The organism is Paenibacillus alginolyticus DSM 5050 = NBRC 15375, from assembly GCF_000422905.1.
Classification (GTDB): Bacteria; Bacillota; Bacilli; order Paenibacillales; family NBRC-103111; genus Paenibacillus_E; species Paenibacillus_E alginolyticus.
Genome location: NZ_AUGY01000004.1, coordinates 25865 through 52064, shown reverse-complemented (window position 1 = coordinate 52064; position 26200 = coordinate 25865). Strand labels below are relative to the sequence as shown.

General features: G+C 45.6%; 23 protein-coding genes and 1 pseudogene. 3 read left to right on the top strand and 21 right to left on the bottom strand.

Features of this window, described 5'->3' with window-relative positions; all coding sequences use genetic code 11:
- Positions 1-136 precede the first annotated feature (136 nt).
- Both G519_RS0102245 and G519_RS0102240 read left to right on the top strand, forming a co-directional pair.
- A complete protein-coding gene (locus G519_RS0102245; RefSeq protein WP_029193286.1) occupies positions 137-1690 on the top strand; it encodes a response regulator transcription factor in 1554 nt (517 codons plus the stop codon).
- Complete coding sequence (locus G519_RS0102240) at positions 1687-3435, top strand: sensor histidine kinase (RefSeq protein ID WP_029193285.1); 1749 nt, start codon at positions 1687-1689, stop codon at positions 3433-3435. The genes G519_RS0102245 and G519_RS0102240 overlap by 4 nt, the downstream gene beginning before the upstream one ends.
- 489 nt (positions 3436-3924) lie before the next feature.
- Here G519_RS0102240 and G519_RS53420 read toward each other — a convergent pair whose 3' ends face one another.
- The 13 genes and pseudogenes from G519_RS53420 to G519_RS41390 form a co-directional block, all read right to left on the bottom strand.
- Entirely contained in the window at positions 3925-4080 is a 156-nt protein-coding gene (locus G519_RS53420) for a hypothetical protein (RefSeq protein ID WP_154669527.1), read from the bottom strand.
- A gap of 60 nt (positions 4081-4140) precedes the next feature.
- Positions 4141-4507 (bottom strand): annotated as a pseudogene (locus G519_RS41405) (sigma-70 family RNA polymerase sigma factor); the annotation flags it as partial.
- Positions 4508-4918: 411 nt separating this feature from the next.
- On the bottom strand, positions 4919-6388 hold the full coding sequence (locus tag G519_RS0102225; protein ID WP_029193284.1) for a phytoene desaturase family protein: 1470 nt from the start codon (positions 6386-6388) through the stop codon (positions 4919-4921).
- Positions 6385-7623, bottom strand: a complete 1239-nt coding sequence (locus G519_RS0102220; RefSeq protein ID WP_029193283.1) for a glycosyltransferase family 2 protein — start codon at positions 7621-7623, stop codon at positions 6385-6387. The genes G519_RS0102225 and G519_RS0102220 overlap by 4 nt, the downstream gene beginning before the upstream one ends.
- Positions 7599-8354 (bottom strand): lysophospholipid acyltransferase family protein, encoded by a 756-nt coding sequence (locus G519_RS0102215; RefSeq protein ID WP_029193282.1) that lies wholly within the window; start codon positions 8352-8354, stop codon positions 7599-7601. Before G519_RS0102215 ends, G519_RS0102220 begins: the two co-directional genes overlap by 25 nt.
- On the bottom strand, positions 8323-9045 hold the full coding sequence (locus G519_RS0102210; protein ID WP_029193281.1) for a carotenoid biosynthesis protein: 723 nt from the start codon (positions 9043-9045) through the stop codon (positions 8323-8325). Before G519_RS0102210 ends, G519_RS0102215 begins: the two co-directional genes overlap by 32 nt.
- Positions 9042-9917 carry a phytoene/squalene synthase family protein gene (locus G519_RS0102205; RefSeq protein WP_029193280.1) on the bottom strand — a complete coding sequence of 292 codons (876 nt, stop codon included), beginning with the start codon at positions 9915-9917 and terminating at the stop codon, positions 9042-9044. The genes G519_RS0102210 and G519_RS0102205 overlap by 4 nt, the downstream gene beginning before the upstream one ends.
- Before the next feature lie 4 nt (positions 9918-9921).
- On the bottom strand, positions 9922-11364 hold the full coding sequence (locus tag G519_RS0102200; protein WP_029193279.1) for a phytoene desaturase family protein: 1443 nt from the start codon (positions 11362-11364) through the stop codon (positions 9922-9924).
- Positions 11355-12905, bottom strand: a complete 1551-nt coding sequence (locus G519_RS41400) for a phytoene desaturase family protein (RefSeq protein ID WP_036631845.1) — start codon at positions 12903-12905, stop codon at positions 11355-11357. Before G519_RS41400 ends, G519_RS0102200 begins: the two co-directional genes overlap by 10 nt.
- Positions 12906-13016: 111 nt before the next feature.
- Positions 13017-13928 (bottom strand): MerR family transcriptional regulator, encoded by a 912-nt coding sequence (locus G519_RS0102190; RefSeq protein ID WP_051253010.1) that lies wholly within the window; start codon positions 13926-13928, stop codon positions 13017-13019.
- Entirely contained in the window at positions 13925-14428 is a 504-nt protein-coding gene (locus G519_RS0102185; protein WP_029193277.1) for a glycosyl-4,4'-diaponeurosporenoate acyltransferase CrtO family protein, read from the bottom strand. Before G519_RS0102185 ends, G519_RS0102190 begins: the two co-directional genes overlap by 4 nt.
- A complete protein-coding gene (locus G519_RS41395) occupies positions 14425-15567 on the bottom strand; it encodes a glycosyltransferase family 2 protein (RefSeq protein ID WP_051253009.1) in 1143 nt (380 codons plus the stop codon). The genes G519_RS0102185 and G519_RS41395 overlap by 4 nt, the downstream gene beginning before the upstream one ends.
- On the bottom strand, positions 15564-17021 hold the full coding sequence (locus G519_RS41390) for an aldehyde dehydrogenase family protein (RefSeq protein ID WP_051253008.1): 1458 nt from the start codon (positions 17019-17021) through the stop codon (positions 15564-15566). The genes G519_RS41395 and G519_RS41390 overlap by 4 nt, the downstream gene beginning before the upstream one ends.
- 131 nt (positions 17022-17152) lie before the next feature.
- Here G519_RS41390 and G519_RS0102170 point away from each other — a divergent pair, with 131 nt between their 5' ends.
- Complete coding sequence (locus G519_RS0102170) at positions 17153-18658, top strand: phytoene desaturase family protein (protein WP_029193276.1); 1506 nt, start codon at positions 17153-17155, stop codon at positions 18656-18658.
- A gap of 372 nt (positions 18659-19030) precedes the next feature.
- Here the strand turns inward: G519_RS0102170 and G519_RS0102165 are convergent, their stop codons facing one another.
- The 8 genes from G519_RS0102165 to G519_RS0102130 all read right to left on the bottom strand — a co-directional run bounded on the left by G519_RS0102165 (position 19031) and on the right by G519_RS0102130 (position 26180).
- The gene (locus G519_RS0102165; protein ID WP_307720062.1) at positions 19031-19984 is read right to left on the bottom strand and encodes an EAL domain-containing protein; all 954 of its coding nucleotides are present in this window, start codon (positions 19982-19984) and stop codon (positions 19031-19033) included.
- Between the two features lie 97 nt (positions 19985-20081).
- Positions 20082-21773: a methyl-accepting chemotaxis protein gene (locus tag G519_RS0102160; RefSeq protein ID WP_029193274.1), complete on the bottom strand. Its 1692-nt coding sequence runs from the start codon at positions 21771-21773 to the stop codon at positions 20082-20084.
- A gap of 292 nt (positions 21774-22065) precedes the next feature.
- Positions 22066-22772, bottom strand: a protein-coding gene (locus G519_RS41385; protein WP_244279982.1) for an IS6 family transposase whose coding sequence is annotated in 2 segments (ribosomal slippage) — positions 22066-22347 and positions 22350-22772 — 705 coding nt in all. Because the reading frame shifts where the segments join, the coding sequence is not laid out codon by codon here.
- Positions 22773-22875: 103 nt separating this feature from the next.
- The gene (locus G519_RS0102150) at positions 22876-23502 is read right to left on the bottom strand and encodes a hypothetical protein (RefSeq protein ID WP_127527677.1); all 627 of its coding nucleotides are present in this window, start codon (positions 23500-23502) and stop codon (positions 22876-22878) included.
- Between the two features lie 112 nt (positions 23503-23614).
- The gene (locus G519_RS0102145; RefSeq protein ID WP_051253007.1) at positions 23615-24142 is read right to left on the bottom strand and encodes a cupin domain-containing protein; all 528 of its coding nucleotides are present in this window, start codon (positions 24140-24142) and stop codon (positions 23615-23617) included.
- Positions 24139-24573, bottom strand: coding sequence for an ATP--cob(I)alamin adenosyltransferase (locus G519_RS0102140; RefSeq protein ID WP_036631844.1), 435 nt, complete (start codon positions 24571-24573; stop codon positions 24139-24141). Before G519_RS0102140 ends, G519_RS0102145 begins: the two co-directional genes overlap by 4 nt.
- A gap of 19 nt (positions 24574-24592) precedes the next feature.
- On the bottom strand, positions 24593-25351 hold the full coding sequence (locus G519_RS0102135; protein WP_029193270.1) for an SDR family NAD(P)-dependent oxidoreductase: 759 nt from the start codon (positions 25349-25351) through the stop codon (positions 24593-24595).
- A 16-nt stretch (positions 25352-25367) separates the two neighbouring features.
- Complete coding sequence (locus G519_RS0102130) at positions 25368-26180, bottom strand: xylose isomerase (RefSeq protein WP_029193269.1); 813 nt, start codon at positions 26178-26180, stop codon at positions 25368-25370.
- Between the last annotated feature and the right edge of the window lie 20 nt (positions 26181-26200).

Genomic DNA, 26200 nt, shown 5'->3' with positions numbered 1-26200 from the left:
CAATCATACATTGGACATAATGTAAGCGTAAACATATCAATCCTATTATTTTTGTCTCAATCCTACATTATTTTAACAGTCTCTTCACGTAATACTTTATACAGCTTATAATTCTAGAAATAGGGGGGGGAAACGCATGAAACTCGTTTTGGTCGACGATGAACGCATTGTAATCGAGCATATCATAGGTCTTGTCCCGTGGGAGAAGTATGGTTACGAAATTGTCGCTACCGCTACGAATGGAAAGAGCGCTCTTCGTATTTGTGAAGAGAAGCGTCCGCAAATCGTGATCGTAGATATCCGTATGCCAGTCATGGACGGTCTCCAGCTGATTCAAGCCGTTTCTGAGAAGCAATTAGGCATAAAATTCATCGTGCTAAGTGCTTATGAGGATTTTAGCTTTGCCAGGCAAGCAATTTCACTTGGCGGGGTCTCCAGCTATTTAGTTAAGCATGAAATTGACAGCGATAAGCTTTTACAAGAGTTGAATAAAGCGAAATCAGCATGGGAAATGGACGAGAAGCAGCGCCGAATGCTGAAAAATGAGTATATAAAAAACCTCGTCACCGGAATGGAACACAATCCCTCTGTTTACGAGATTCATGGTATGAAACCGCCCTTTGGTCTGGTGCTTATACAGAAGGACTCCCCGTTCTCAGCCGGCCACTTAACGGCAGCGCAAGCCGAACCTTCAAATACGGCGAAATGGATCTGGGACATCGCCAAGCTTTGTTCAGATAACGAGCATTGGCAATTGTTTGGTGAATTCTCTGTCCATGAGGCTCAAGTTGTGCTGTTGTTTTCCCAAAGAAACAAAGTGTCAGGACTTATGCGTGAACAGCTACGAGAGCTTTTATCACCAATACACTCGCATTTATTCCATGCTTACAACCGGACATTTTCGGTCTTTTATACATTTCCGACGATTGATCCGGCTGCGCTTCACACATCTTTTCACCAAGTAACTGAAGCGGCACGGCATGCCGTCTTTTGTGGGCGGGAGGCTTTGGCCTGTGCTGGCGATCTCCCATTACCGATTGAATCCGCTTCCACTTCTGGCCGCAGCATACGTTTCGATGAACTGAACGAGAGCTTGGAGCAGCAAAACATCCAGATGATGGAGACCGCGGTGAAGGAGCTCTTTAGCCGTATTTGTACGCCAAAGTGGGACTTGCGGGGTTTATTCGATCTTATCAATGGCCTGACCATTCTTGTGAATGAGCCCGCCGCAAAAAATGGCATAGCAGAGAGCGATCCTTTTGACATACAGGTCTACAATCCTGTTTATCAGATTGATGATCTTATCGATCGGTTCACCCATCTTCTTTGCGGACGTATCTCACAAATGAACGAGACCAGCCAATTATCAAATAAAATGATGAAGGCTCTCCGTTATATTCATGAGCATTATCACGAAGAAATTAGCATCGAAGACGTCACATTTGCAATTGGCATTAGTCCCTCCTACCTTCATCAATTATTTAAAAAAGAATTGGATCGAACGTTTTTGGACTATGTAACGGAGTACAGGATCCAGCAGGCAAAACGAATTTTGCGTCAGGAAGACGCTAAAATATCGGAAGTCGCCGCAAGAATCGGCTATCGTTCGCCGCAGCATTTTACCCAAGTATTCAAAAGAGTGACCGGCATCCTCCCCCATCAATATCGGGAGGTGGGCAGCCGCCAATGAGAAGCCTGCGTTCTGTTATATTGATTCGGTTAGTCATCGTAGCGGCTGTCAGTTTCCTGCTCGCCGCAGGCTTCACCTACTATTTCTATCAAAAGATTCTCCTCAAGCAGATGATTCATGACGATAATACAAAGCTGGGGCAGACGGCCAGGCAGCTGCAGTATATGTCGGATGATGTCGTGAAATTTTCATCTTCCCTGATTATTTCGAATCAACTGCAAATGTTTTTTAAGAGCTACGAACAATTGGATACGTTTGATAAATTCTCACTCCTGCAAGATACATTTAACTATTTGGATGATAATAAAGGGCTCCGCAAGGAGGTGACGAGCTTCGCTCTCGTTATGCCAAATGGTGAAGCGTTTTGGAGCGAGGCAAGATATGACAACTACATTTACGATCGCATGAAAGAAGAGTGGTATCAAAATTTTCTCATTTCTGGCAAGTTAAGCGGCTTTACCGAGCCCCATCAAATTTTCTTTAATGCTGTGACTCAGAGTAATACAATTAGCTACATCATCAACGTAAAGGATATCCAGCAATCCGGAAGCAGTATCGGGCAATTGATTCTGAATTTGGATTATAGCAGTTTTGAGTCTCTGTTGACGTTCGGAAGCACTGATTTCGATGGTTTTTTATGGGCAAATGACAGCAATCATATCATTTATGAGAAAAAACAGCAGCAAACTGATCCCGCTGCGAACGATATGCTTAAAAATGAGGCTTTATTGCAAAAAGAAGAAGGGATTCGAAAAATCAAAGGCGGTTACCTACTGGTCAACCGATTTGCAGGAAATAACTGGAGGCTAATCTCCTATACTTCACAACATACGTTAATCGAACGCGGGAAGATCGTCATTTATTTACTTGCCATCTTTTCACTTGCCAGTACCATATTGATCCTTGTCCTGATTATGCCAGCAATTTTTCGCATTACAAGACCCATCATGCGACTTTACCACGCGATGAATGCTGTTTCTAGCGGAAATTTGCAAACATCGGTTTCCATCCAAACCGGAGATGAGCTGGAAAAGCTCGGACAAGGGTTTAACCGGATGATCGACCAACTACGCGTTGATATGGAAGAATCGATCCGTTACGAGCAGGAGAAACGGGAGCTGGAACTGGAGCTTCTCCTTTCCCAGTTGAATCCGCACTTTGTATACAACACCTTGAACGCCGTCATTTACATGGCACAAAAACAAGGGAACGAGGACATCGTCCGTATGGTCGCTTCCTTTATCAGGATCCTGCAGGATGCGGTAAGAATGGGTGACGGTCAATCACTTATACCGCTTCGTGAAGAAATAAGCATATTACGTGATTACATTGCAATCCAAGCCTACCGCTACATCGACATATTTGACGTGATATGGGAGATTGACGATCATACGCAGGATAGTTTGATTCCACGCAATCTTATCCAGCCCTTTGTCGAAAACGCCATCTTCCATGGGATTTGCCCCAAAGACGAAAAGGGGACGATACGCATATCCGCAGCAGCCCAAAATGGTATACTTACGCTCATTATTGAAGACGATGGCGTCGGAATCGAAGCGGAACAGCTTACTGCCATATGGGACAAAGGAATCAACAAGGAAGGCCCGGGCATACGGCATATTGGGTTATCCAATACGAAAAAGAGATTAGAACACCTATTCGGCATACAATCTGTCTTGCAGATCGACAGCATTCCAGAAAAAGGGACAACCGTAAAAATAAGCATCCCAGAGCGGTACGGGTAACCGGTTTTTAGGTTATTAAAGCAAATAAGCCCATTCAGACGGCCGAAGCCTGAGCAGAATGGGCTTACGTGTTAGGAATAAACCCCCACATCACAAGCCTCTGGAATACCTATCTTCCAATCACCATGATCTGCTCTGCCGGTTGGACCAATACGGCAGTGGGTGCCATCTGGTGTAATCGGATGGCTCGGCTCGAGCCCTCGTGGTCAAAAAAGTTGTCCTTGATTGTAACATCGCTGCATGCTGTCAGGCTAATCACCTCAGTTATCATTCGGGATTGCGGCCCTGTTCATTCAACCGCCTAAAAATTTCCATAATCTGTTTGCTCAGTCCCCGATAAATTAAAGGCAACTCTACATTCTCATAGACACTTAATCTCGGCAGCAGGTTAAAACTCTGAAAAACAAATCCAATCTTCTGATTACTAATCTCAGCAAGGTGAGAATCCTTAAGCACGTTTATTGCTTGACCATCTAGGTCATAAATACCTTATCTACAATATCCAAGCACCCGATGATGTTCATCGGTGTGGATTTGCCGGAACTCTCCATGATCAATATCTAACGAGACGTCATCTAACGCTTTAATGGTTTCCTCGCCCATCGTATAGTATTTACTGGCATTCTCGATATGGATTAACGACATAACCTTCAACTCCATTACTTGCACAGAGTCCAAATAAATGAAGTATCTGATTCATATCCCTTACCTTTTCGCCTTATAAAACTCATGATAAAAGCTTCATCAGCGCCCGCTTCTCAATCCGAGACACATAGGATCGGCTAATGCCCAGCTCCTTTGCAATCTCCCGCTGAGTCCGCTCTTCCCCGCCAAGCTCAAGCCCAAATCGCCCAACGACAACTTCCTTCTCGCGATCGTCCAGAATCTCTAAGTTCCGATAGATTTTGCTCTTCTCTATCTTGAGCTGTACCTTATCCACGACATCGTCGGCCTCCGTGCCAAGGATGTCGATTAAAGTAATCTCATTCCCCTCTTTGTCCGTTCCGATGGGATCATGCAAGGACACGTCTTTCCGCGTTTTCTTCAGCGATCTCAGATGCATCAAGATCTCTATATAAATGTCATTAGTAATCATATTTTACACCTACATACCTGATAACATCATATTCCAGTATCAGCTTGCATGTTCCAACGTTGCTTTACGAGCAATGACTGTTTGACTATAGGGCTTCCAGAACTTTCAATTCGAGAATAATGAACGGGTAGATGTATAAGATTAACGGATCCGTGCGTAGATTTCTATGGCAGTCTCCTGAATGGAATGTGATATTGCTTGGACAATTAGCTATTTCACTGTGAAGCGATAAGAACTTCCACGCCCATAATCACCTTGCGACATTATAGGACGAAGAATTGGTGAGCCAATTGGAAATCACTCGTTCTATAGATGGTTCCACTTTTGTTTTTAACAGTAATCATGCTTAAGTACACTTTCCTGAGATCCCTTTGGAGGAGATGCCTGTCATCTCGAAAGGATCACTTCCGCAACGAGCTGTCCCGACAGTGTGACCATTGGCGTTCCTCCACCTGGATGGGTGGTACCGCCCACAAACCATAACCCTTTCAAATCAGCTTGATTGGAGGGTCTGGCAAAGGTTTGGCGAGCAGAATTCGAAGAAATGCCATAAATCGCCCCCCGAAACGCAGACGTCTGTGTTTGTAACTGATCCGGGGTGAAAGTTTCTGAAACTTCGGCATCATGTGTAAGTCCTGCCAAACCATAGTACTCAAGTTTCCTCCAAAGCTGGCTCTGATACAGATAGGCTTCTTCTTCCCATTTGATACTTGGTGATGTCGATGGTGCATTGGCTAAAATGAAGAGATTGCTACCTCCTTCTGGCGCCAACCCCTTCTCTGAATATCCGGAATGACATATATAAATGGCAGGATCTTTTGCCGGCTGCCCCTGCCCAAAAATATCATAAAACTCACGACCATAATGCTCAGGGAAAAAGACCGTATGATGAAGCAGCTTATCATAGGTTTCCTTACTCCCGACGAGGGAAACGAACCCTGACAGTGATGGTTCGTAGGCGGTGATTCGGTCATTTCTCATCGATGGGCGCTCTGATTCTTGAAGCAAATCTTGGTAAATAGATAGCACATCTCCGTTCGCGATAACGATGTCAGCCGCGTAGTAACCGTCATTTGCAACCACACCTGTGATACAACCGTTAGATGATGAAATTTTTTCCACCCTCACCGATGTTCGAATCGTTACACCGAGCTCTATGGCCAACTGGCGGAATGCCTCTACGATGCGATAGGTACCACCTTGAACGCTATATACGCCGATTTGTAATTCTAAATGAGCAAGCATAGCGAAAATAGCAGGTGCATGTCTCGGAGCCGAACCCACATAAGTGGCGTAGCGTCCGAATAAGGCTAAGGTATTGCGGTGCTTGAAATAACGGCTCAATAAGCGATCCAATGTCAACCACGGTCGAATCCGCAAAAGTCCAGCTAACAGACGCCAATCGGCTTTATCCCGCCACGATAACAACAGCCGATTCATAAACAAACGATCAGCCTGCTGATACAGCGCAGCGGATTCTTTCATGAAGGATCTCAATTGTTTCGCATCAGCCGGGCTATACACGGCAATCTGAGCTTCCATTTTCGCCAAATCGGAGGATGTATCGACGGAATTTCCATCATGAAAATGATTCCGTGTGCCCGGATCCAACGGATAAAATGTCACATAATCCTCCATCCGTCGACCGACATTTGTAAAGACCTGCTTGAAGACATGTGGCATGGTTATCGTACTAGGGCCTCGATCAAAGTAATAGTCGCCAAGCACGATACGCTGCAACTTGCCTCCTAATGTTGGCTGCTGTTCCAGCACGGTGACTTGATAGCCTGCATGTGCTAGCCGGATCGCCGCAGACAACCCGCCTAAACCGCCACCGATGACAATGACTTTCTTCATGAGTAACGCCTCCCTTTCCACTCGTAACCCTTGCCAGTGAAACTTGCCAGCCACGAAGCTAATGCAATCGCAGACAGCATGCAGATGCTGGCTGGTAAAAAAAAGCTCAGCCACCATGGCTGACCGCTTCTTCGATCAATAACCCCTTTTATACATACTCCGATTAGATATCCTAGCCCACTAGGAAGGAATGCATGTGATAGCCATTCTGAGGGAAATCCCATGACATGTAGTGCTATAACGATGATTAGCATCACTGGTGGAATGAGATAGAGAAGTCCATAGATGGTTAACATTGCGGTTAGAAGCAGGCTATTCCGTCCTACACCTGCGAAAATATTTTTCTTATAGCCATTCCATACCCCAGCGGCATCTTGATACATCCGCATGGTGATATGGGGGCGGACGTCAGCTAGGGTGACGGGGAGCCCAGCTTTTTTGACGGCGCCGGCTAGTTGCATATCATCGACGAGATGACCCTTGAAGCCGGCATGCCCGCCTGTCGCCCTGTAGCTATCTGCTGCAATCAGCAGAAAAGCACCGTGGGCGGCGACGAACTTGGGGTCTGCCGACTGCCGAACGAGTCGTATCGGCAGATGGCAGGCAATGGAGAAGCTCATCATCGGAACGATGAGCTTCTCCATCCACGTGCCGGTTTCCTGTATGGGGAAACCGGTCACGAGCCCTTGACCCTGCGCGAGTGCGGTGTCCAGCGCAGCCGCAAGCGCCGTTGGCGCGAGACGCGCATCGGCGTCGAGGAAGAGCCACCACTCGCCTCGCGCAGCTTCGGCGAGCTGGTGGCACGCGTGCGATTTGCCAAGCCAGCCGGGCGGCAAAGCCGCCCCTGGCAGGACGCGCACGCGAGGATCGCCGGCCGCCGCGAGGATTGCGGCCTCGGCGGTGCCGTCGGTGGAGCGATCGTCCAACACCAGCACCTCCAGGTGAGGGGACGGCTCCACCAGGACAGATCGCAAGCACGCTGCGATGTTCATCGCTTCATCGCGTGCGGGAATAAGCACCGACAGCCGGGGCTTTAACTCTTTTGCCTCTTTTCCCTCTGCCTGGCGCACTGCTCCTTCAGCCTGCACCAATCCCCCAATGCTCATCCCTTCCCTATCCAACCAAGCCCGCCCTCTCCCATTTCCACCAAGAGAAGGCAACTGTGCAAGGTTCCAAATAACGAATAAAAGCTGCAGCAACAAGGCTACAGCTACCGTCCAAAGAAAGATGTCCATTTTGCCACCCCGTTCTTCCAAGCATCGTACTTTTCATTCGTTGAACGCGTAGTTTGCAGGAGTGATCGTGCTCCAACTATTGCCTCGCCATTCGCATCGATAACTAGGTCACGATGATCATTCAACTGTTGCTCCAACCGAGAGCGGAGCCTTGCCGTCCTATGTTTCCGGTTTTCTATCAACCAATCTTGTTGGATATGACTTCCAAATAATAGACTAACATCAGCCTTCTGATGAAGACCGAGGGAATAATAAGCAGTTACCGGCTGTACGATTGCTTCAGGGCAACGCTCCAATAAGTAGCCTATCCCATTTTGAAACTGAAGTGGTCGATGTTCCAGATGTTGGATATCCCCTTGAGGAAATAACCACACGCCATGCCCCTGCTTCAACAACTGCTCACTATAGTGCAGTGATTCTATCAAACCACGATTTGACGTCTTGTCAATCGAGAAAGCTCCTATTTTTCGAAAAAAGCGATAGCGTGACATCTGCCTTTCATCCATCATCATGAAATGCTCCCGACTGGAATCACGAACAATGGCGTGATATACAATCAATCCGTCCCACCATGAGCTGTGATTCATCATATAGAGCACTGGCCGTCCTTGAGGAGCCGGATCGATGTCACCGAGCATATCAATTGCGTGGAATTGGCGTTGTAACAAATAGCGTTCGTTATAGTGGCTGAAAACCCATTTAAACCATCTGCTTGTATCGGATGCGATCAACCCTTATCCCTCCTTGCGCCAGGACGATGCCGGCAACTGCAATCAATAAAGGTATCCATAAACCCTCTTTGGTACCTAAAAGTCCGAACATAAGCAGCATCGCTTGAACCAGACGAACAGCTTCACGCTGTATGTACTTCGATGGACGTTGTTTAGGAAACAAGAGCGAAATGAGCGCAGCTAGGACAAACCAGCTCACGAAGTTGGTTGCCGGAATTCCATAGAAGTCACCCTGCTCCTGCCATACCCAAAATTGTCGAGCGAAAGCCACCGGATCCAGGACCATGTCAAAAATAACTGTCCATGTCCCCATATATAATGCTCGCAGCCAGCGATTCGTCGTCGTTATCATGTTAACGACAGCTATAAGGATGCCGATCCATGCACAGGGAATAGCCAGTGGAACATGACCTAACGAAACGCCAAGTACATCCGTATAGCTGTATTTCCCAAATGGCCATCCGGTTCTTACGCCTACTTCTTCTATCAGAAAGGTCATAGCGCCTATAAATATAATTCTCGCCCAACTTACGATGGGCTTCTCGCCTAGCCTTGTTTCAAGGCTAGAGGCGTAGAGAGCAAAGAATACAAGAAAAAGCCCATTCGAGAACGATAGCCAAATGGGGACCCCAATTGTTAGCATCAGCAGGAGCCCTACGAGATACCAAACGATAAAAACAAGTCGAATCATAGGGATACCGCAGACCTTTCATTGGCTTCGGAGAGTAACATATACTTCTTCTTTATTTCTGCGTACAGCTTGAGTTTACTTAGCGATCCTACAATAGCCCGCTTTGTGAAAACTTGATAATCGGCAGCTCTCACCTCATCAAGAATGGCTGCGTAAAGGCTGGCCGCCAACTCGACAGAAAAAGCGCTCTGCGGAGCATACGTTTCAATGCCTTGCATCCCACGGATAAACCAACTGCGAGATCGTTCATCCAGCTCTTGAATGAGTTGACGAAAGCGTTCGTCAATCACACCCTCTTGGAAATCTTCTTCGCTGTAGCCATGACGAGCAAATAAATCAAGGGGTAAATAGCGGCGTTCGCGGCGTTGATCCTCTCCAACATCACGTACAATATTTACAATTTGCATCGCTTTACCCAGCCAAATGCCAGCCTCTACGATGTTCTTATCTGGATGGTCATGCAGGACAGGTAGCAGCATTTCTCCCACTGTTCCTGCAACGAGATAGCAATATTCCTCTAGCTGATCCATCGAATCATAATGGGTTAGTGTGAAGTCACGTCGTTGCCCCTCCATTTGTTTGAAAAATGGTGTTTTCGTCACGGGGAATGTCGCAAATAACCACCGTAAGGATGGCCAAATGAAATGTCTATCAGCCTCCTCCAGGTGGGTAAACTTTGATTCTATCTCATCAATGGTAAATGGGGAAAGGTCTGGTTCATCCACCGCATCATCAATGATTCGGCAAAATGCATAAATCACATAAACAGCTTCACGCCTTGGACTTGGCAAATAACGAAAGGCATTGTAAAACGAAGATGAGCCCTTCTGAATCATAGCTTCACATTGGGATAAGCAGGTTGCAAGTTCCATCCCATCACTCCTTTAACAAATGATTGGCAAGCAGTTTAGCGCCTTGCATCACGATAGGTATACCACCGCCGGGATGGACAGATGCGCCTACAGCATACAGGCCTTCAATGGGATACGGTACGATTTGCGGTCGAAACACCGCTGATTGACCAAAAGTTGGCGCAATGCCGAAACTTCCTCCTTGGTAAAGCCCCTCCGACTCCGCATCCTTAGGTGATCGAACTTCCTTCCACTGAATCGCCGCTCTTAAACCAGGAAATCCTCGTTTCTCAGCTTCATCAATGACATGGTCAACAAGCGCTGGCAGTTCATCTTCCCAAGTTACGGAACCGTGTGGTGGTGATGGAAGCAACATATACATCACGCTCTCACCCGGGGGAGCAGCATCTGGATCAATTGCTGTTGGATAAAAAATATAAAAGGATGGATCCTTTGGCAGTTTATTCTTCATAAATATGTCCTTCAACCCATGGGTTAACTCCTGTGGGAGAAAGAACTGATGGACTGCAGTTTGTACCCACTGCTTTTTCAGACCAAGATAGATCAGGATGGTGCCGGATGACGGTTTATAAGCTTTCTGAGGCACAGTATCCTTCGGAAGCAATTTAGTAAGATGAGGAAAGTCCCCATTAAATACAACGGCCTCATGTCTATATTCGCCGCCATCTGCTACTTTTACACCTACACAACGACCAGCATCCATCACTAATCCCTCTATCGACGTTTCTGTGCGTATCAAGATGTGTCTTCTGCGTAGCTCCTCTTCAAGAATGGTAACTAAGCCGGCATAACCGCCTTTGACATACCAAACACCGAACGCATGCTCAGCATAGGGGAGCAACGTATATAGTCCCGGGGATTGAAAAGGTGCCCCGCCGATGTATAAGGTTTGTAGAGAGAAAGCATCAAGCAGTTTCTCATTACGAAAGTATCTCCCTGCAAATGAACGAACACTTTTATACGCTTTCAGCTTTGTTAATAGGGATATGTTTCGCAACGTATAGAACTCACGCTTACGCAAGAACGGCTTCTCCAGAAACGCTTCTTTCCCTTGCACAAAAGCTTTTTCCATGTCTTCCATATAGCTTTGAAAGCCTTCAACTTCTTCTGGAAACAATCGTTGCAACTCTTTAATCTGCCTTCGTTTATTCCGCCATTTGTGAAAAACAGTCCCGTCCGCATAATGAATGCGATACAACGGATCACATTCAAGTAGCGGAATACGTGAACGTTCAATCCCTGCCTCTTCCAAAATACTAAGCAGCATCTCCGGCAAGAGAACGATCGTTGGCCCCTGATCAATCCGGTAACCGCCGCCTTCTTGGTAGGCTAATCTTCCGCCAAGCCGCGTGTTTCTTTCATAAATGGTCACTTTCTTCCCCTGCTTACTCAATAGGAGTGCAGCTGTTAAGCTTCCAATTCCACCGCCAACAAAGGCTACTTCCATTGGGTTGCCTCCTTCTGCTTGTGGATGGGTGAAGCAGCGCCGCCGACTCTGATGCGATCCTTACTGTCTTGTGCCATCAGTAAGCGTGTTGAGATGCGAGCCGATTCGAAAATTGTTGGCAGCCCGCTTCCCGGATGAGTCCCTCCCCCAACGAGCCAGCAATTGCCGAGCTCCTCGAAACGATTGTGGGGGCGCAGCAACATCATTTGATCCAAGGTATGGGCTAGGTTAAAGGTAGCGCCTTCATAGACATCATGGTCATTGCGCCAATGTAATGGTGATATTATGGCTTCTTCTTTGATATGTGAGGAGAATCCCTTCAGCTCAGGCTCTTGCTCCATACGGTTAAGCATGGCCTCTTTCACGCGTTCTTGTTGCTCATCCCAATTCACATTCGCACTCAAATTGGGCACAGGCATGAGGGCATATAGGGCGGTTTTCCCTTGTGGAGCAAGGGAAGCATCAATAATTCCTGGATTATGTATATAGATAGATGCATCCTGTGACAGCACCTTTTTTGTCATAATGTCATGTACATTCGCTCGATAGTTCTCAGCAAAAAGCACGGTATGATGGGGCATTTTAATTTCTCGATCCACCCCAAGATACATCATATAGGTCGAGCAGGAATATTTCTTTTTTGCCAGCTTAGCTGGACTGTATTTACGAAGCTCCCCCGGTTCAAATAACCGGCTCATCGCCGTTGCAAAATCGGCATTAATGATAATATGATCGGCATCTATTTTGTCACCGCTATCTAAAAGCAACCCGACTGCTTTTCCGTTCTTGCTCAGTACTCTTTTCACGCTGCAGGAGGTTGCGATGACGCCATCATATTCGCGAATCACTTCCGCCATTGCCTGACAGACACGATTCACACCGCCAATGGGGTGAAACAGACCGAATTTATGCTCCAAATAAGCTAAAATCGTGAATGTACCTGGGCATTCCCACGGGGACATGCCTAAATATTTGGCTTGAAATGTAAATGCGTATTTCAATCTTTCATCTGAAAAATAACGCGACAGTCTATCATACACACTGCCTATCGCATTAAGACGTGGCAACGCTTGAAACACATCATGAGAGATATAGTCACTTAGCTTGCCGAAAGGCCTTTGCAACAGGGGTGACACCCGGTTAAACTTCTCGCCTTCCTCTTTCATAAAACGTAAATAGCCTTGGCCGTTGCCAGGAAAAAGCTCCTCAATGCGCTCTAGCATTTGCGCTTCATCGCGTGTTGGTGAGAAATGAACATCACCGAACTGTAGTCGGTATAGCGGATCTAACTCAATGAGTTTCACATAATCGTGTAAAGAACGATTCACGGACTGGAACATCTCTTCTAGCAGCTGTGGCATCATGAAGAAGGTCGGACCACGATCAAACTTATATTCGCCTAGCTGTACACGTGAGGTCCTTCCCCCAATGTAGGGCTGTTTCTCATATACGGTCACTTGATAGCCCCGTCCAGCGAGCTCCATTGCAGCTGCTAATCCGCCTGGTCCTGCGCCTATCACCGCAACTTTACCTAAACTCATCCTGAGGCCCACTTCCTTCCTGAAGCATTTCAATAACTATACAAACCTTATACAAGTATAATACATACTTGATAATAGTCTGTCTAGTTAATTATTGCCCAAGAAATAAATTTAGAACCTCAGCACCCGGTCTTGAAACCAATTTTCCCATTCAACCTGACTATCACTTGGAAGCACCCACGCAGCGTAAGGCTCTGGCACATCCTGAAAGCCCTGCCCACCGAGAACAACTTCCAGCTCTAGATTGGATGTCCGCAGCCGATCAATGAATGCAAAGGTCTGTTCCATTAATTTAGGATCAGTCAACGAGAGACAAATGACACGAATGTGCTGTTCTTGCAGGATCTTCTGGATGCCGTCCTCAGGCGTATCAGGGCCCAAGTACAAAACGTCAGCCCCTTTTTTTCGTAAGAATAAAGAGAATAAGAGAAGCCCCGCTTGGTGATGTTCACCTGTGGGACATAAAGCCAACATACGTGGCAACCGTTCATCCACAGGGAATAGATGAAAGAAGCTCAAACAGCGCTGTGTAACGAATTGCGTTATGAAATGCTCTTGCGCAACGGATGCGCGTCCTTCTTCCCATTCCGTGCCCACTTTAATCATGACCGAAAATAAAATATGATAAATCATCATGTCATAGCCGTACATAGAAAATCCTAGTTCAATCATCGTTTTCGCTTGTTCTGTTCGGAAGTTACTCAAGCTGTCATATAAGCGGTCAATCATGTCTTGATGCGCTTGTTTACCAGGATAAGCATCCATCTCTGGCTTGGATTCTAGTAATTGTTCACGTAAATCCTGCTGCTCCTTCAACATTCGAACCGCTTGTGAGATCGTCATGCCTTTCTCGTCTGTTTGTATTTTAAGAAAACGGAGATCTTCCATGTTTTTGTCTGTAAATAAGCGATAGCCACCCTCTGTGCGAACGGGTTTAATTGCGCCATATCTTGTTTCCCAAGCCCTTATTGTGACAGCGGGAATCCCTAGAAGTGTCGAGGCTTGCCTAATTGTGTACATCATTCGTTTCCACTCTTTTCTGTCAATTTCCTAAGAATTCGTTGCAATCGTATGCGGTTATAGCGCTGTATGAGGATGAAGGGCACATTCGCTATAATGGCATAAATCATCATCATCCACCCATACAAGGGCTCATTCCACATAAAAAAAAGTGGCGCCGGCAGCATCGAACCAAAATGCGTCCATTCCCCTCGCCGTGTTTCCCTTATAAATTTACTCACATAAGCTTTATCCAGTATAGCAAATTTTTTCTTCGCAAAGCCTCCAGGGAATAGTCCTCCCCCATCGGGGGGTTTATCCTTCCAAGTGCGAATTCGGAGATACCGTTCATAGATGATTTCTTCTCGTAGGCCATGTGAATTGGGAAGTTTGCCATCAGTTAGGCGTATGAACCATCGATCCGGCATGATGAAAAACAGGTAGGACACCCCCATATGCACGAGAAACCATCCTGTGATATCTGCAAGTAATGTCCACATGGGCCACATTTCGACGATTCTCATGGTTCCTCTCTCCCCTTCGAGGTTGAAATGGAGCGCCCCTTCCACGTCACCTCTCGTTTGAAAAAGGTTTGCAGCACCGAGCTCGCAAAGATTCCCATGAATGCAAGAAGTGGAATAGGGAAAAAGATGGCTGTAAGCATACTGAAATTGCCCGCTCGTTTGAGCAGTGCATATAGCAATAGAGCGTATGCCGTATAGCTGGTACATCCTAGCACGATAGCGAGGGGAAGTGACCACATCTGTGAATCCATCGACTGTGTGACAACCGTCACCGCCCCCGTCATCCACCAGATAATAGCAAGTAAGCGTAAAGGCGTTGTAGAAGAGGCGCCGGAAGCGAAGCTTTTACTCCACCCACTGATGAGCTGCCCAAAACCTTCGGGATACATGCGAAACGTTAATACGCCTTCACCAGTTCGATTATGCACAGGTTGCTGCTGTCTCGCAAATAGACGACCCAAACTGTGATTTTCGAGGATATGATGACGGATTGTCTCATGACCGCCTGATTCAAAGTACGCTTCTCGGGTACAGACTATACAAGGTCCGAATGCGCCTGTTGATCGGTTCCGATTATGCTTAGTTGGTTTCGGGTTTGCAACCGCAGCCAGGACGACGATGTTAAAAAACGCCGATAACGATTCATAAGGGCGCTTCATGATGTGATAAGGTTGGATCGAAAGCAGCCCGTTCAGCTCCAGCCCCGCCTCGGCCAGCTTCAATAGGCCACCAGGTTCTATGCAGGTATCTGCGTCTAAGAAAATAAGCAGATCACCGCTTGCGGCTCGTGCGCCATGCCAGCTCGCCCAACATTTGCCGACCCAGCCAAGGGGCAGCTCGCCAGGTGTAATGATCCGAGCCCCGTAGGATAAGGCGACGGCTGCAGTACGATCCGTTGATCCATCGTCGACGACGATCACCTCGAGATCAGAGATAGGTTGCCCTTTGATGGATGGTAACAACACTGCCAGATTCCTCTCTTCATTTCTAGCTGGAATGATAACTGAAATGCGGGGGAGGTTCGGATTGTGACCGATGGACAACGACATACGATAATTCCCTTCCAGAGGAAGGATTTTGCCTAAGAGCCATGCCCCACACATAAGTCCACTAAGCCACACGATGGTTGATATAATCATAATCGTGGACCTCCACCAAACAAGAAGCGAATGCCTTTCTTCATGGATGTAAAAGCGGTTTCCTTATACGGGTACCAGTTGATTTCACGATTTTGCCTGCCTCGCTTAACCATAATAGACTTGCTTTGGCAAAAAGAAAGAAGTCCTTCCTCACCATGGATGCGGCCAAACCCGCTCTGCTTCACGCCACCGAAAGGCAGATGCATGTTACTAATATTCCGAACGACATCGTTGATCACACAATTGCCAGTCTCTAGTTGATCCGCAATTTTACGACCTTGTGCTACATCTCTGGTGAAAATACTGGCATTTAAACCGTAAGGAGAGTCATTAGCAAGCCTAATAGCATCACTTTCATCGTCAAACGCCAGAATGGGTAAGATAGGTCCGAAGGTTTCCTCACGCATCACACGCATATCGTTGGTAACATTTGTCAAGACTGTTGGTGGGAATAGTGGTGGTTCAGCATCTGGGGTTAGCCCACCTATTTCCACAATAGCACCACCTGAGATGGCATCTTGCAGCTGACTTTGCACCTTCGACCAAGCTTCTGTCGTTGTCATGCCGCCAACATCGGCCCATCGGCCTCCGATATCTTGTTGCAGGCTTCGTGTATGTCTCAGCACTGCTTCTAAGAACGGTTGATATAGCTGTCTATGTACATACACCCGCTCCACACTAATACAAGCTTGACCACTATTCAGAAAGGCTCCCCAAACGGCTGCCGCTGCGGCCCGTTCGATATTCGCATCCGCGCACACGATCATGGGATCTTTGCCGCTTAACTCCATATCGCAAGGGATGAGATGAGCAGCTGCTCGCTGTAGAATGTTACGTCCCGCTCCTTCACCGCCAGTGAAGAAGATTTTATCAGGCTTCGCCTCGATCAGCCTTTCCACGACTTCTCTGCCACCTTGAATGACTTGGCAAAGTCCAACTGGAAAGCCCGCTTCGATTAGTGTCGATGATAGCTTCGCGGCAATGTTAGGCAATTTCTCAGATGGTTTAAGCAGAACCGCATTACCCGCTATTAGCCCAGAAATGACAGGTACTAGTGCTAGCTGCAGCGGGAAATTCCATGGTGTAATCACAAGTAAAACACCGTAAGGTTCATGGACGACATAGGAGCGCGCTCCCATAAAAGCGATGGGCGTTCTCTTACGTCGGGTGCGTAACATCCGTGCTGCGTGTTTCTCATAATAAGCGATGGCTTCTAAAGTGACATAGAGCTCGGTCATTAAGGTATCCATCGGTGTTTTGTGAGCTTCATGAGATAGGAGCATGATCCATTCATCCATGTCTCGAACCAATAACTGCCGAAGTCTAGTTAGGTTACGGAGGCGTTGCTCAACCGATTGCGTTTTCCAAATTGGAAAAGCCATCCGAGCCGCATACATCGCAGCTTCCAGACAGCTCTGTTCGTCGGTAGGTTCATACGTATTCGGCATGTTCATGTCCGTTCCTTCTTTCTGCTCGACATTCCAACCTTTGACATTAGTTCTACAATAATTATACAATTACGTATATGGTTTTGTCATCAGCATCGTTTCGGCATAATGACCAATGATGAGAGGATGTGCTCAATATGAGCAAAAAAATCGTAGTAATTGGAGGCGGCCTCGGTGGCCTGTCTTCCGCCATTCGCCTTGCGGCAGATGGACATCAGGTAACGGTACTCGAGAAAAACGAACGAGCTGGCGGTAAGTTAAATATGAGATCCGGGAAAGGATATTCCTTCGATACGGGTCCGTCTATATTGACAATGCCTTGGGTATTGGAGCAACTTTTTGCTTCTGTAGGCCGTCGTTTAGAAGATTACATGACATTAGTTCGTGTCGAGCCGCAATGGCGCACTTTTTTTGAAGATGGGGTAACCTTGGATATTACAAGCGACTTACCTCAATTGTTAAAGCAATTTGAACAAATTTCACCTGCAGATGCCGCTGGGTTTCTCTCTTATTTGCAGTATAGCCAAAACATGTATCTCCTCAACACCAAAAGCTTCTATAACCGTAGTCTCTCTGGTTTAAGCGATCTTCGTCGGTTCCACAGTATGAAAGAACTGCTGTCTATGGACCCTCTTAGGACGATGCATCAGACGACAAATCGGTTCCTGAAGGATACACATATCCGACAATTGTTTGATTTTTTCATTATGTATATCGGATCCTCGCCGTATGCAGCTCCCGCTGTTCTGTCACAATTAATATATGTGCAAATGGGACTTGGCATCTATTATGTCGAAGGCGGAATGTATCAAATTGCAGAAGCTATGCTGAAGCTGCTCGGGGAGCTTGGCGTAGAAGTTCGCACCTCCTCACCCGTTGCCCAGGTTCAGACTCTTGGCCGGTCGGCAACTGGCGTTATTTTAGAGGATGGCAGCTTTGTGGACGCTGACCTCATTGTTTCTAATCTCGAAGTGATTCCAGCTCATCACAGCATCTTGCAGCAGCACCCTAAAGCTGCGGAGCGTGCCAAAGATTTGTCCAAATACGTGCCAACGGTTTCGGGGCTTGTCCTGCTCCTTGGGGTGGACAACGTGTATGAGGGGCTGCTTCATCACAACTTCTTCTTCTCACAGGACCCTGATCGTGAATTCAGCGATATTTTCGTAGAAGGGAAAGCTACCTCTGACCCGACTGTATATGTCGGCGTTTCCAGCAAATCGGATCCGAGTCAAGCACCTCATGGAAAAGAAAATCTCTTCGTCCTTACGCACGTTCCCCCGCTTAAGCCTGGTGAGAGCTTCGCTTCCCAGAAAGAGACGTATCGGGATATCGTTCTATCTAAGCTCGAGCGAATGGGGTTGACCGATCTCAGGCAACATATTGAGTTCGAGTACACATTTATTCCTGACGATATTCAGCATCTGTATGGCTCTAATGGCGGGTCGATCTATGGGGTGGTCACGGACCGTAAGCTCAATGGCGGCTTCAAAATCCCGAGCAAGAGCGACCTGCTCGACAACCTCTATTTTGTCGGCGGATCGACACATCCCGGGGGCGGCGTCCCTATGGTGACTTTGTCTGGTCAGTTGACGGCTGACCTGATTAAGGAGCAGCTCGATAGGGCGGAGAAGTCTGTGATGTAGGGATTTTCCAGTAATTAGGATGTCATAGTAGAGCACTATGTTAGGAAGAGAATTAACAGGAAGAGAAAGTCCTTTTCCCGCGAAAAAAAATTTCATCGATTATTGTTATATAATGTAAATATGATTGTAAAATAGGGAGGTCAAGCATGTGATATGTACGCCTGACCTCCCACTATAAAGTAATGTTTTCTCCGATTTCTCGCTTATTCTCAGTATTACAACATTGACACCTTGAGTAGTAGTGATGAAGAGTGAAAGACTCTACCTCATAGTTGAAAGCCTCAGTGACATCATTTAGCCTAATGCTTATCTCCACCATTCTGATCCGAGTCTATTTTTTCAGCCCTGAGACAAGCTACAGATTTCCCATTTTCAAATATCGAGTATACGCTCTTCTTTGGGAATAAGTGAAGGCTTCCCAAAGTAGTAGCCCTGAAAAAGCACATAACCACATTTTTTCAACCATTCAAAGTCCTCTCTAGTTTCCACACCTTCCGCCAATGGAACAGCACCTATCTGTAGTGCCCCTAGTAAGAACTCAGTAGCAATTCGCTGTTTTCCCGAATCAGATACAACCCCCTGAACATATTTTATATCCAGTTTCATGTATTGTGGCATCAACTCGGACAGTAATTCAATTGTGCTATATCCTTCACCAACATCATCCAAAGCATATTTAAATCCTTTTTTCTTATAATAAGCTAATATTTTTTTCAAATGAGCGATGTCACCGACTTCCTCCGTTTCTACAACTTCAAATACGAACTGAGAAGGATCCGCTCCTAATTCATTGGCTAGCTGAACTGTTGATTTCAAGCAAAACTCTGGAGAGTAAATCGATGTTGGAATAAAATTTATAAAAGCTTTTTTCTTCAAAGGTGCCGCGTATCTCACAGCTGTCATCCTGCATAATCGGTCTAATGCATATAGCCTCTCTCTCTTTTTTGCTGCCGTAAAAACTTCATTCGGGTATATCAATGACCCATCTTCTCTTGTAAATCTGGACAGCATCTCATACCCATAGATTTCACCCTTGGCATTGACAATGGGTTGAAAGTAACAAATGACAGACTCATTCATGATCAATTCATCAACCCATCGCATGTCAAGAATTCCATAGACTTCTGATATTGGTCTCCATTCCCCATGATCTATGCGAAAATAGATGGCCTCTTGATTCATATGATCTTTACTGAAATCCAAAAAATCTCTGACTCCAGATTCCTTGATGATTAAAATTTTCCCTTTTGTACAATGCCACGTATTTGTTCTATTCAAATTATTCATGATGTAAGAAATCATCTGAGGGTGATCTTTGTCTTCCACCAAAATTTCAAACTTCAATTCATCAATAATACAGTTATGACAGTGAATATGTATGCCCCCCTTGATTCCAAATGGAATGATAAAGCTAACTATTTTACTACTGGATTTTAAATTCCTCAATCTTACGATTTAGATTATTGGCAATAAACAAAACGCCCCTTGAGGAAGATGAAATCTCATTTGCAGCCGCTAACTGTTCCTCCGTAGAAGCCGCGACTTCCTCTCCTACCGCTGCTGTGCTTTCAACAAGTTGAGTTACACGCTGAATGGACTCCTTCACTTCTATTGATCGACCTACCATGTCTTTAAAGATTAATTTCAAACTATCGGCATTTTCTTTCGTAACACTGGTGTTCTCTACAATTTCTTGTAATGCTTGACCGCTTAAAGAAATAATTGACACTTGCTCTTCCACAGCTTCTAGATTTTCTTCCATCATTCTCACCGTGATAGAGGTATCCGCTTGAATATCATGAATCAAATTTGTAATTTTTTCCGCAGAAACTTTCGATTGTTCGGCTAATTTCTTTACCTCTGAGGCTACGACTGTAAATCCTCTACCACTCTCACCAGCTCTCGCTGCTTCGATAGCGGCATTCAATGCGAGTAGGTTTGTCTGATTAGCAATATCCGAAATAACTTGAATAATTCCGCCTATCTCATCTGAGCGTTTTCCAAGCTTTTGAATGGAGTTCGTAGCAACTTTTACGGATTCTGAAACGCCTAGCAGGTGATCAATCGTTCTTTTTAATGCGTGTTCTCCCTTCATGGCCACTTCAACAGAATGAAGCGCATAATCGAACGTATCTTCTGCCTTCTGTTTTCCTTTTTGCACTTCTATTAAAGTATGCTCTATCTTATCCTGAATTGATTGTACATGGAATGTTTGTTCTGTGGTTCCTTCAGCTACATGCTGGATAGCATTCGACACCTCATTTGATGCCAGCTCTGTTTGTTTGGCCGCTTCAGCTAGATAATTGCTATTTTCTTTCAAATTCAAGGATATATCTCCCAAATCAGATAGCATTACCAATAAATTTATTCTCATGATTTCAAAAGATTGCGCCAGCTCTCCAAGTTCATCTCTTGAATGCACTTGAACCTTGTGAGTCAAATCTTTATTAGCTATTTGCTTGGTTGCCATAACCAATCTCCGAATGGAGAGAATCGTAGGCCGACTGATGATATAACTGCATAATAGCGAAAGTATCAGAGTGATTACACTAATTTTATAAATTTTATTTGAGATGTTTTGAGCCAAGACGTTAAATGGTTTTTTGGGAACACCTACATAGAAAATCCCGATAATCATGCCTGATTCATTTTTAATTGGTTCATACATAGTTTCACTTATCGTTCCTACCACATCGGCTTCTCCAATGTATGTTGACCCTGTTTTTAACACTACATCTTTAACAGCGTCAGATACCTTGGTCCCCACCGCACGTTTTCCATCCTTCTGGACATTCGTAGTAATTCGTGTGTCACCCAAAAAGATCGTGACCGTATCTCCAGTTAACTTCCCTATTTCATCCACGATTTCAAAATTTTCATTGATAATCGTGTTCCCTTTTACAAGCTTATCCCCTTGAATACGCCAATTACCAGGGTACTTCACGTTTAGGAATGCTGTGGACATCGCTAAATCGGAAGTTAATTTATTTTGCGCCGCAAGAACAAACTTCTCCTTTACCTGTTTGCCAACATAGAAATTGATGATAATCGTAAATAAGCTAAGCACAACAAGAAATAGAATCATAATTTTTGTTATCATAGAATGTAACTTCATATTCACACCTCTTTCTCCAATACCTAGAAATTAAAATCACCAAATCAGCATTTCATGTAGTAAACAAAGCAAACTTATTGTATAGTCTTTGTATTAACTTTGTATAATACAATATCAACTTTTGTATAATTTGTCCAGTAATCAATTTTAGCTAAGAGGGCAAGCAGAAGTGCTGTTTTCGTTAGGATGTTTTTCAAGTAGATTGTATTTTGGTATAGATTATGTATAGAATAAATGGTTGTGGTGCAAGAATTAAAAAGGACAGTAAATACCCAACAAATTGTAAATTAAACTATGCAACTATACCAAATATTTTATTGAGCCATTCAACAGCAGATAGGACAGACGAATTATTTTTCGCCTGTCCTTTACTTATCATATGCATGGCCTCGATTCCCTTCAACGTCCGTTCTGCAGTGTGAAACGATTTGAAACCAAGCATCGGTTTTGTGATTTTCTTTATGAATCGATGATCTTGTTCAACAATGTTGTTTAGATACTTAGTTTGTCTAACCAATGTTTCTTTTGGCAGGAATTTTTCATTTATTAATTCTTGTAGGCTGGTGGATATGCCGGGTTTTTGTCCAAAGTAATCACACGTGGTAATTGATTATGTGGTGAGGTCAATGCTTTTGTAAAGAAACGCTTAGCTGCCGGCATATCTCGATTTCCAGATAGCATAAAATCAATTGTATTCCCCATAGAATCAACTGCTCTATATAAATACTTCCATTGACCTTTGACTTTGATGTACGTTTCGTCCGTTCTGTAAGAATCATTTGTAGGTTTTAAATAGGGGCGGATTCGTTTGTCGATTTCGGGCCCAAATTCATGGACCCATCTCATGATCGTCGTATGGGAAATCTCTAATCCCCGCTCGCTCATTATTTCTACGATGTCTCGATAGCTTAAACTATATTTTAAATACCATCGCACGGTTAGTAAAATGATTGCTGATTCATACTGCTTCCATTTAAATAAATTCAATTTGGTTTCCATACTAAGTTGCTCCATCCTATGACTTCATTATCAGTTACGTTATCATGGTTTGCACCACAACAAAAAAGCTGCTCAATGAGCAGCCTGATTGTGTCGAATTCACTTATGCCTTAATTTGATGTACAAATCTTAGAAACTCATCTATGTTACGACTGCCTTTTTCTCTCAACATTTGAGTTTTGGAGGAAATAATATCATCCAAATCATTTCTTCCTAAAATAAAAGCCATCCCTACAACGTTAATCGCTGTTGTATCTATGGACGAGTGTTTCATTCTGTTCTCTTTTTCAAGCATAAAGTCAAGAGCGCGCTCCATAGTCGAATATTTTTCCAAGTAAGGAACCAAGGTATCTAGAATAGCTACAGACATATCCTCCGCGAGGTCATCCATATCCGTCTCATCATCGAAAAACCACTTTTGCGGGAATGGCTTACCGCGAAGATAACCATACTCATCACTAAATGAAAATGTTTGCAATTTGTCCCTATCGCTTAGATGTGGACGACTTTGGTTTTTTAAATTTTCCAGTTCATTGAAACGAATCTCAGCGAACATGGTGATTTCCGTTTTGATGGGATTGTCTGAATATACAAATTTGATGGAACCAAAGCCCCCTTTGAAAGACCGCCAGAAACTCTCTTCACGTATTTTGCCAACGAAACCGAGTGTGGTCATTTGAGGCCATAAGGCATAAAGCTGCTCTCTCTTTCGGTGTTTCAAATTTTTCATGTAATGAACCTCTTTCAACATGATCTCCCACCTCGTTTTCGTATCTTATCTTTCAAATCCTAACGATAAAGCATCCAAAGCAGCCTGCGCGCAGACGGTATCCTATTCATTTCTAATTGGAAACCCTAGGATCTTTGAAAATATCGCATTTGTCTTGGGCCGGACTTGAAAATTCGATGACCACGGCGCCATCGTCGCCCGCATGAAACCAATGAGATACATTGGCGCCGATCGTGTATTGCTCGCCTGCATGCAATTCAATTTGTCGTAACGCGGAAAAATGCGGCTTATCCTCTTCCACGATCTCAGCGGCTATGGCACCTGTCGGCTTGCCATCCACATAGGCCCATACTTTACCCCAAACGACCCGAAAGGTCTCGGCTTTGCCCGGATCTTCCCCTATCGGGGGATGCCTGTGTTCGGGAACTGTCTGCCGCGGAAGCATGACCAACTGTCGCGCGCAATACCGGTCGTTATTGATATATTCGACGATATGAATGCCGTACCGGGCAGGATTGTTCAACCCGAAATCCCAAAGCTGCAGTCCCGCCTTCTCGTCTGCGCTAAGGGGAATATGAGCCAGCTCCAATAAGGCCAGCGCTTGTTGTCGTATTTCTTCGGCAGTCATATTCTTGTTCATCTTTTTTGATCCCCCAGTATTTCATCTAGAGCAGACTGTGCGCAAATGTCATCTTGTTCACAGGTTCCTCCTGATACGCCGATGCCGCCGACCAATTGCGAATCGATGTAGATCGGAAGCCCTCCACCGAAAATAACCATATTGTCCGTATGCACAAGACCATGCAGTAACTCGGGCATATCTTTGATTTTTGGATACCAATCGGTCGTCGGAATACCAAGTCCCACCGCGGTGTATGCCTTATTTCGGGCTATTTGCCCATTCATTAAAGCAGCCTGGTCCATACGAAGAAAACCCTTCAGGTTTCCCCCGTCATCCATGACCGCAATATTAACGAATATATTTAATTCGTCGGCTTTTTTAACACATATTTCTATCATTTTCATAACCATCGATTCCGTCAAAACCGGTTTATATCCTTGAAACGTCAATGAAATCTCCCCCAACTGGTTACATTTGCGAGGTCTGTCCGCCGTCGACAAAGATGGTTGTGCCCGTTACAAAGTCCGAATCGTCGGTTGCCAGGAACACAGCGGTATTTGCTATATCCGCCGGCACGCCAGTCCGGCCCCATGGAATGCGCCCAATGGCGGCCTCTCTGCCCTCGGGTTTTGCAAATTTCTCAGCATGCTGATCCGTGTCGATAACACCTGGCCCTATCGCATTCACGTTAATTTTATGTTCGGCTAGCTCCAGAGCCATACATTTAGTCAGCATCATGACACCACCCTTGGAGGCGCCGTAATGCGTCAAATTCATCGTGCCCACTTTTTCCATAATCGAGGACAAATTAATAATTTTACCTCCCTTGCCCTGGCGGATCATTTCCTTAGCCGCCCTTTGTCCGCAGAAGAAAGTTCCCAGCAAATTAACCTCCAGCGTTTTTCTCACGGACTCGGGTGTAATATCTACGAAAGACTCAAACGTAATCATGGCACCATTGTTCACGACGATATGAATTTCTGCGAAATGTTCTAACGTCTTGTCAAACAATCGTTCAATTTGCTCCAATTGGGACAGATCGCAGGGGATGCCGACAGCGGAACCGCCTTCGCTCCGAATGAGCCCGGCCACCTCTTCACATAATGCGGCATTCGTACCGGAGACGACAACATTGGCGCCTTCCCTGCCATAAGCCATTGCAATGCCCCGGCCGATTCCCCGTGTTCCTCCTGTAACAATAGCTGTTTTTCCAGTCAATCTTTGCATACAAAACGCCCTCCCACTATTTTGTTATACGGTCACATTCTCCCTTCATCCACAGGCACATATCCCACAAATCAGCTACAGGCTGTTTGGTAAACGGAAGTGCCGGCATATAGCCCGGCGGTCCGAATTCCGGCGTGAAGGTTAGCTCGGTCCCTGCTTCAGCGTTGACCTGAATGATCCGTTTCCACCAATCCATATGCATGTTCAACTCAAGCGTATATTCGGGAGCGGCCGGATGACCGACTTGCGGCCCCTGGGCAAACCCTACCCGTGCATGAATATGTCTGGCTCGCCGGATCGCCAAATCCAGGTGCTCCTGCTGGTCTTCCAGCAGCGACTCGCACACGCAGACCCAGTGGCTGAAGTCTGCCGTAATTTTTAAATCCGGGAATTCACGCAATAGTGCCGACGTCGTCCATGGTGTAAACATGGCGCGCCCCCTGTGGGTTTCATGACTGACCGGAACGCTTAAGGTCATCTCGACGGCTTGCGTTTTTTCGAAATAGGAGGCCTGCTCATCAAAGCTCATGCAATCTCTGGCACTGTGAGCATTGATTTTGAGAGGAGCGAAGGTTTCCGCTTGTTTGACCTGTTCAGTAAATGATTGGGCATGGTTACCGTCCGTAAATACCATCGCGATATAATCCAGCTTGTACCGGCCCAGCAGGCTGCGGAACTGCTTTTCCTCCACAGAAAACCCGAAATATTTTTCGATTTCATTTGGCAATGGGCTTTCGACTCCGTCGTAATTTGCAGCTGCAATCCGCTCGAATTGGCTCTCCAGCGAGCCTCCCATTCCCCAGAGCGATTTGATGCTTTTCACCTTCATGAATTCGTCCCCCCTGAAAA

Excerpts from the sequence above, each read along its gene's own strand:
- G519_RS0102245 (WP_029193286.1), top strand. The coding sequence starts at position 137 with ATGAAACTCGTTTTGGTCGACGATGAACGCATTGTAATCGAGCATATC.
- G519_RS0102240 (WP_029193285.1), top strand. The coding sequence starts at position 1,687 with ATGAGAAGCCTGCGTTCTGTTATATTGATTCGGTTAGTCATCGTAGCG.
- G519_RS53420 (WP_154669527.1), bottom strand. The coding sequence starts at position 4,080 with ATGTCGTTAATCCATATCGAGAATGCCAGTAAATACTATACGATGGGC.
- G519_RS0102225 (WP_029193284.1), bottom strand. The coding sequence starts at position 6,388 with ATGAAGAAAGTCATTGTCATCGGTGGCGGTTTAGGCGGGTTGTCTGCG.
- G519_RS0102220 (WP_029193283.1), bottom strand. The coding sequence starts at position 7,623 with ATGGACATCTTTCTTTGGACGGTAGCTGTAGCCTTGTTGCTGCAGCTT.
- G519_RS0102210 (WP_029193281.1), bottom strand. The coding sequence starts at position 9,045 with ATGATTCGACTTGTTTTTATCGTTTGGTATCTCGTAGGGCTCCTGCTG.
- G519_RS0102205 (WP_029193280.1), bottom strand. The coding sequence starts at position 9,917 with ATGGAACTTGCAACCTGCTTATCCCAATGTGAAGCTATGATTCAGAAG.
- G519_RS0102200 (WP_029193279.1), bottom strand. The coding sequence starts at position 11,364 with ATGGAAGTAGCCTTTGTTGGCGGTGGAATTGGAAGCTTAACAGCTGCA.
- G519_RS41400 (WP_036631845.1), bottom strand. The coding sequence starts at position 12,905 with ATGAGTTTAGGTAAAGTTGCGGTGATAGGCGCAGGACCAGGCGGATTA.
- G519_RS0102190 (WP_051253010.1), bottom strand. The coding sequence starts at position 13,928 with ATGATGTACACAATTAGGCAAGCCTCGACACTTCTAGGGATTCCCGCT.
- G519_RS0102185 (WP_029193277.1), bottom strand. The coding sequence starts at position 14,428 with ATGAGAATCGTCGAAATGTGGCCCATGTGGACATTACTTGCAGATATC.
- G519_RS41395 (WP_051253009.1), bottom strand. The coding sequence starts at position 15,567 with ATGATTATATCAACCATCGTGTGGCTTAGTGGACTTATGTGTGGGGCA.
- G519_RS41390 (WP_051253008.1), bottom strand. The coding sequence starts at position 17,021 with ATGAACATGCCGAATACGTATGAACCTACCGACGAACAGAGCTGTCTG.
- G519_RS0102170 (WP_029193276.1), top strand. The coding sequence starts at position 17,153 with ATGAGCAAAAAAATCGTAGTAATTGGAGGCGGCCTCGGTGGCCTGTCT.
- G519_RS0102160 (WP_029193274.1), bottom strand. The coding sequence starts at position 21,773 with ATGAAGTTACATTCTATGATAACAAAAATTATGATTCTATTTCTTGTT.
- G519_RS0102150 (WP_127527677.1), bottom strand. The coding sequence starts at position 23,502 with ATGAAAAATTTGAAACACCGAAAGAGAGAGCAGCTTTATGCCTTATGG.
- G519_RS0102145 (WP_051253007.1), bottom strand. The coding sequence starts at position 24,142 with ATGAACAAGAATATGACTGCCGAAGAAATACGACAACAAGCGCTGGCC.
- G519_RS0102135 (WP_029193270.1), bottom strand. The coding sequence starts at position 25,351 with ATGCAAAGATTGACTGGAAAAACAGCTATTGTTACAGGAGGAACACGG.
- G519_RS0102130 (WP_029193269.1), bottom strand. The coding sequence starts at position 26,180 with ATGAAGGTGAAAAGCATCAAATCGCTCTGGGGAATGGGAGGCTCGCTG.